Annotated in this window: 9 protein-coding genes; all 9 read right to left on the minus strand. The window is 41.7% G+C overall.

Going from position 1 to position 6168, the window contains the following annotated elements:
• Positions 1–535 (minus strand): flagellar biosynthetic protein FliR (locus QNK26_RS12575; protein ID WP_319223410.1); only part of this gene is annotated, 535 nt, incomplete at its 3' end.
• 3 nt (positions 536–538) lie between these two features.
• Entirely contained in the window at positions 539–808 is a 270-nt protein-coding gene (gene fliQ, locus QNK26_RS12580) for a flagellar biosynthesis protein FliQ (protein ID WP_319223412.1), read from the minus strand.
• Positions 809–925: 117 nt separating this feature from the next.
• Positions 926–1672 (minus strand): flagellar type III secretion system pore protein FliP, encoded by a 747-nt coding sequence (gene fliP / locus QNK26_RS12585; protein ID WP_319223415.1) that lies wholly within the window; start codon positions 1670–1672, stop codon positions 926–928.
• On the minus strand, positions 1662–1985 hold the full coding sequence (fliO, locus tag QNK26_RS12590; protein ID WP_319223417.1) for a flagellar biosynthetic protein FliO: 324 nt from the start codon (positions 1983–1985) through the stop codon (positions 1662–1664). The genes fliP and fliO overlap by 11 nt, the downstream gene beginning before the upstream one ends.
• Position 1986: 1 nt before the next feature.
• Entirely contained in the window at positions 1987–2370 is a 384-nt protein-coding gene (gene fliN, locus QNK26_RS12595) for a flagellar motor switch protein FliN (RefSeq protein WP_319223418.1), read from the minus strand.
• A gap of 9 nt (positions 2371–2379) precedes the next feature.
• On the minus strand, positions 2380–3426 hold the full coding sequence (gene fliM / locus QNK26_RS12600; RefSeq protein ID WP_319223420.1) for a flagellar motor switch protein FliM: 1047 nt from the start codon (positions 3424–3426) through the stop codon (positions 2380–2382).
• A gap of 7 nt (positions 3427–3433) precedes the next feature.
• Positions 3434–3943, minus strand: coding sequence for a flagellar basal body-associated protein FliL (gene fliL / locus QNK26_RS12605; protein WP_319223421.1), 510 nt, complete (start codon positions 3941–3943; stop codon positions 3434–3436).
• A gap of 67 nt (positions 3944–4010) precedes the next feature.
• Entirely contained in the window at positions 4011–5546 is a 1536-nt protein-coding gene (locus QNK26_RS12610; protein WP_319223424.1) for a flagellar hook-length control protein FliK, read from the minus strand.
• A gap of 80 nt (positions 5547–5626) precedes the next feature.
• Positions 5627–6073, minus strand: coding sequence for a flagellar export protein FliJ (gene fliJ, locus QNK26_RS12615; RefSeq protein ID WP_319223427.1), 447 nt, complete (start codon positions 6071–6073; stop codon positions 5627–5629).
• Between the last annotated feature and the right edge of the window lie 95 nt (positions 6074–6168).

Here is a 6168-nt window from a genome sequence, read left to right on the forward strand (position 1 = left end):
TCACTGACATCCAGCCTGCTATTTCATAATATTGTATTGCCACTAAACCTGACGCAGAGACCGGTAAGGTATCAAACGATTTAACCACTGTTTCGATCATAAACAAATGACCATTAACAGATAAATAAACCAGCGTGCCTAATAAAATATAGATTTGACCGATTACCGGAGAAGTCTGCCCAGATGAAGGGTCTGCCATAGAAGCAAAACCTAAGCTGGTTTGCATCGCAATAATCTGCCCAGCTACAACAAAGGTTTGAATCAACATCACAGTCACAAAACCAACCGCGATACCAATCAAACTTTGTTGCAGGATTATCATGAAACTACCGAGAGAAAACAGTTCAACATTCGGCATCGGCGGAAGTACAGGGGCGACCATAGCGGTCAGAGCGAGGCAATAAAATAACCGGATCATGACTGGCGTAGTTTTAGCACCACTGACGATCATAACCATCACCATGCCCGATAGTCGGGCAAACGGCCAAATATAGCTGGCCATAAACGTCATAATATCAGCCGATAGAATTTCCACTTATTACCCTACAACTTGCGGGACTTGCAGCATCATATTAATGAAAAATTCCATTAATCGACCAAAGCCCCAATGCGCGCCATAAATAAGTGCTAATAAGGTAGCAATTAAACGCGGTAAGAAACTCAGCGTTTGTTCATTAATAGACGTTGCAGCCTGAAATACAGACACCACTAAACCAACCAACAGCCCAGGTACCACTACCGCACATACCAACAGCAATACCGTCCACAGGGCCTGTCGAAATATATCTACAAAGACTTCAGGTCCCATGACACTGCTCCCAACTATTGATGAACTGATTTATGAACCGTTCGCCGAGCTTATTTATAAACGGGCTGATGAACTTGCATACGCATTGGTATGAAGATGGATATATACAGAGCGTCGTCATAAGCCGAAACTGCTCGCCAACGTCCCCATAATCAAACTCCAGCCATCAACCAGTACAAATAACATCAACTTAAAGGGTAAAGATACAATCATAGGTGATAGCATCATCATACCCATCGCCATCAAGATACTCGCCACGACCAAGTCAATAATCAAAAAAGGAATAAAAACCATAAAACCAATTTGAAAAGCAGTTTTCAGTTCACTGGTCACAAAGGCTGGGATCAATACTCTAAAAGGTACTTCTTCCGGAGAATTAGCTTTCACTTTAGCAATGCGCATGAAAGTATCAATGTCGGTTACCCGGGTTTGCGCTAACATAAATTGTTGCATCGGCAACTTAGCCTGTTCAAAGGCTTGCATCGAGGTCAGCTCTTCACTCAAATAAGGCTGCAGGGCATTATCATTAATGCGCTCAAATACCGGTGTCATGATGAAAAAAGACAAGAATAACGTGATGCCGACTAATACTTGATTAGACGGACTCTGCTGTAAACCCAGCGCTTGACGTAAAATAGACAGTACAATGATGATACGGGTAAATGAGGTCATCATGATCAAGGCGGCGGGGATAAAGCTCAGCGCTGTCATCATGGCTAAAATTTGTAATGACACTGAATATTCTTGCGAGCCATCGTTATTAGTGATGACTTTTACCGCCGACATCACCGAGTTATCGGCCCAGGCAGCAGAGGTAAATACTACCAATATTAATGCCAGTAAGATCGTAAACTTATTTTTCATTATGCTGTTTCATCATCTGGGCTAATTTAGTAGCAAACGGATTGAGCTCTTGCTGGTTATTTTCAAGCGGTTGCTGCAGTTCTTTCAGCAAGCTTATTTGCTGTCCGGTCACACCAACGAGCACTTGATCCGAACCCACTTGTACCACCATGATCCGTTCTTTCGGTCCTAACGGTAACGTGGCAATAACTTGTAATTGTTGATGATTACTACCAAATACCCGAGACTTTTTGGCAATCCAAGCTAGTATCACGATAACGACAATGACCACCAGCAATGATAATAGCCATTGCAGCATATCGAGATCGTCCATACTACTTCAGCTTTTTAATACGTTCGGTTTGGCTTATCACGTCAGTTAAACGAATACCAAATTTATCATTAACAACAACTACTTCGCCATGGGCAATAAGTGTACCATTAACCATAACGTCGAGTGGTTCACCCGCAATACGGTCAAGTTCAACAACAGAACCTTGGTTTAACTGTAATAAATTACGAATACTAATTTTACTACGACCGACTTCCATTGAGATCACAACTGGGATATCAAGAATACTGTCTAGTTTTTGTTGATGTTCAGCCGAGAAGCCATTGCCATCATTGTTAAAATCTTCTAATTCAGTAGCTTCAACAGAACTTTGCTCTGCCATTGCGGCCGCCCAGTCATTTGCCATCTGATCTTGATCTGTACTCATTTCAATACCTTATTTTTCATCATTTTCATCGTCTAACGTCAATAGTCCACCACGTAATGTTACGTGGTCGATATCAGATTTAGTTAAATTACTCACTTTCAGTTTTTTGCTAATCTTAACTGCAACATTATCTTTATTTCGACCAAGTTTAGCCTTGTAACTTGGTAAATCTTCAATAAATACGGTCAGTTCTTCTGGCATATCAATTGGGATGATATCCCCTGCTTTCAACTCCATTATTTGTCCTAACGTGAGTTCAGTTTCCAATAACTTGGTACTGAGCTCTACCGGGACATCTAAAATCTCTTCTTTTAATGCCGAGCTCCAACGTTCATCGGTATCTTCTTTATCACTTTGTACACCGGCATCGAGTAATTCACGGATCGGCTCTAGCATCGAATACGGCATCGTAATATGGAAATCACCACCACCGCCATCAAGCTCGATATGAAACGAGCTCACCACCACAACTTCAGTGGGGCTAACAATATTTGCCATCGCAGGGTTAACTTCCGAATCGAGATATTCGAACTCAGAGTCCATGACTGGCGCCCAGGCTTCGTGATAATCTTCAAACACTATCTTTAACAACATTTGAATAATGCGGCGCTCTGTCGGCGTAAATTCACGGCCTTCAATTTTGGCATGATAACGTCCATCACCACCAAAAAAGTTTTCAACCAAAATAAACACTAAACGCGCTTCCATGGTTACTAGCGCGGTACCTTTTAATGGACGAAAGCGCACCATATTCAAACTAGTCGGCACGAATAACGTATGAACATATTCACCAAATTTAAGCATCTGCACGCCATTAATTGATACTTCGGCAGTACGACGCATCATATTAAATAAGCTGATCCGCATATGACGAGCAAAACGTTCATTAACCAACTCCAACGTTGGCATACGACCACGCACAATACGGTCTTGAGATGAAAAGTCAAAATCAACAATACTGCCACTGTCTTCGACGGTTTCAAATTCATCCTCTTCAACATCATCGACACCATGTAATAGCGCATCAATCTCGTCTTGGCTTAATAAATCACTCACACATAACCTACTGCATTACAAAACCAGAAAACAGGATTTTTTCAATCGCCACTTTTCCGGTATATTTTGTCAAAATGTCATTCACACTCATTAATGAGTCCGTACGTAATAATTCTTTACCTTCATACGTCGCAAGTTGCTGCTCAGTCGTCGCGCTAAAGGCTTGTAATAATGTACTCTCAATCAAGGGTACATTGGCTTTAGCTAAGTCCTTATTGTCACTGCCGCGCACCATTAGTTGCACCTTGATCTGCACTAAACGTTCGCGTTTTAAGCCGACAATATTAAACACAAACGGACGCGGCATTGCAACGTAATAGGCCGTAACATTGGCTTTTCTATCGACACTCTTCGTGGCTACCTCGGCACTTTTAGCCGCAGGACTATCATCTCCACCTAACAAGAAAAAAGCAGTACCGCCACCAGCAAGCGCTAATATTAAAATTACCGCAATGATAATGATTTTCTTATTACCCTTACCTTTTTCGTCTATTTTTAAATCTTTGTCGTCGGCCATTATCGTCCTTAAATCGAATGTACTATTACGCTATATGAATGCTAATTACTGTCACTGATTAAACAGCTTAGGCGTAAAAGTCTACCCCTTTAGCGGAGTCTTGCCAATACTGAGTCGTGACAGGGACTTCAGTCTGTGGATCTATCGCATAATTAGCTTCGTTATTGCTATTTTTTTGTCCGTTTTCTTGTCTTGATTGCTGAAATGCAGATTGTTGCTGCTGGCCACTATCAGCTTGGACCTGTGTGTCACCCAATGTCATGCCCTGCTGTTGTAGCATTTCACGTAATTTTGGCAGTTGTTGCTCGAGTAAATCTCGGCTTTGATGGCTCTGCGTTTGGATTGTCACATTTAACTGGTCATTTTGCACAACCAATTTGATATTCATACTGCCTAACTCTGCTGGGTCTAAACGGATTGTTGCACTTTGTAACTCTTTACCAGCCATGATGGCAATTTTTTCATTTAATTCTGAGCTGGCTAAATTATTATTTAGATTAACGCGCTTCTCTAATACTTGCTGTTCTGCATCAGTTAACACAGGCGCTTTTGGCATTGTACGCGTTGCTTGTTCTAATGGTTCAGGTTTACGTGCAGATTCCATAATTTGTGCAAAATCTAATTGTTCTATAGGTTCAGCAGGTGTCGTTGGCAATAGATCTGATTCTGAATTGGTATTATTGTCAGCCGCAATATTTGCTTGGCCAAAGGGGATGTTTTTACCACCAGCAACTTCAGCAAGCGTCGCTGAGAAACTTGATACATTCACGGCATCTAATTTACCGCTATCCAACAATCCAGTTTTCGCCGTCAAACTTTCGCTATTTGCCGTATCAGCTTTCGATAAACCAAGTTCTCCTTCAGTCCCCCCCGTCATAGCTGACGCGATCGGAGCAAGCAAAGTCGCATCAGGCACTATCAATGGGTTATTCGCTTGCACCTCTGCGGTTTGATCCATCGCAAGAACCAGATTTGCGGCTGATTTTTCTGTGCCATTGTCGTTTTCTGCGATAATTAACTCACTGTCAGTGAACTCGCTAACTTGTCCTTGATAGGCCTGCGGGTCTGCAACGGTATCTGCCGCTAAGGCAATATTCGCCTCACCCACTTGCACAGGCAATTTATTACCGTTAGTGTCATGTTGAGCCTGGGTACTAAGGTCAATGGCCGGTTTTTCTTGTAATAACATCGATGATTGACCAAGACGAGCTAAAAAATCATCACTGCTTTCGGGCTGAGATCCAGCTTGTGTAACCATATCATCGGCAATAGTATCATCGCTAAGAGTATTATCGGTAATAGTATCATCGACTTCAGTCTCGATAATGGCGTCATCAACCGTATTAAGCAGCGCCATATCATCGCCTAAACCATCCTTGCTATTACTGGCTGCAAGCGTGTTTTTAGACCCGACAGTTAAGTCTGTTTTATTCTCATGATTAAACAGTGAGAATAATTTTGAAAAGCTACCTTCGGGTGCATTAGGCTCAGCGCCCGCACTCATATCAACACTGGCATCACTTTCTGTATTGAGGGACTGCGGTTGTTTATTGGCCGCAGGCGTATCCGTCATTGCTGGTGATTTATGTAGAGAGAAAGTCATAGTTCAAGCCTAAGTATTATAAAGTAAAGGTCTATAGGAAAATGACTGCAAAATTCACGCCAGCTTATTCTACACCTTATTTATAGATTATTCTTACGCTTGAAGAATTGGAAATTAGAAAATTCATCAAGATCTTTTTGCTCACGTCGATGTTCGACAAGTTTTGCGGCGACTTTACGCTTATCTAATAATAAACCGAGTGCATCACGCTTCTTACGGATCTCCATCCAACTAGCATGCTTGTGCTTGACTGTTTGTTGAATATTATCGAGTGCTTGTTTTTGTTCGAACTCAGCTAACTCTAGTTTTTTCATGAAGTTATGATAATGCGCATAACTATCACCAGAGATACCTTCTGCACCACGGTCGGTGAATTTCTGCAAATATTGTTTGCGATAATCACTCAATTGTTGCATTTGGGTATGATAACGCTCAGCATCTTGCTTGATCATCGCGTAGGCTTTTGCAGCATATTTCTCTTGTTCTTCAAGCTGTTGGTAAACACGCTCTAATGCGGTATTAGACATATTATTGACACTGTTTCATTATGGAGCTGCAACACCTAAATGTGGCGCAATTGCAGTCAGCATTTCTTCACATTGTGAAAACGGAATAACTTCTT

The organism is Moritella sp. (assembly GCF_033791185.1).
In the GTDB taxonomy this organism is placed as follows: Bacteria; Pseudomonadota; Gammaproteobacteria; order Enterobacterales; family Moritellaceae; genus Moritella.

What these genes read in the sequence shown, in the direction of transcription:
- fliQ (WP_319223412.1), bottom strand. Translation starts at nt 808, where the DNA reads ATGGGACCTGAAGTCTTTGTAGATATATTTCGACAGGCCCTGTGGACG.
- fliP (WP_319223415.1), bottom strand. Translation starts at nt 1,672, where the DNA reads ATGAAAAATAAGTTTACGATCTTACTGGCATTAATATTGGTAGTATTT.
- fliO (WP_319223417.1), bottom strand. Translation starts at nt 1,985, where the DNA reads ATGGACGATCTCGATATGCTGCAATGGCTATTATCATTGCTGGTGGTC.
- fliN (WP_319223418.1), bottom strand. Translation starts at nt 2,370, where the DNA reads ATGAGTACAGATCAAGATCAGATGGCAAATGACTGGGCGGCCGCAATG.
- fliL (WP_319223421.1), bottom strand. Translation starts at nt 3,943, where the DNA reads ATGGCCGACGACAAAGATTTAAAAATAGACGAAAAAGGTAAGGGTAAT.
- QNK26_RS12610 (WP_319223424.1), bottom strand. Translation starts at nt 5,546, where the DNA reads ATGACTTTCTCTCTACATAAATCACCAGCAATGACGGATACGCCTGCG.
- fliJ (WP_319223427.1), bottom strand. Translation starts at nt 6,073, where the DNA reads ATGTCTAATACCGCATTAGAGCGTGTTTACCAACAGCTTGAAGAACAA.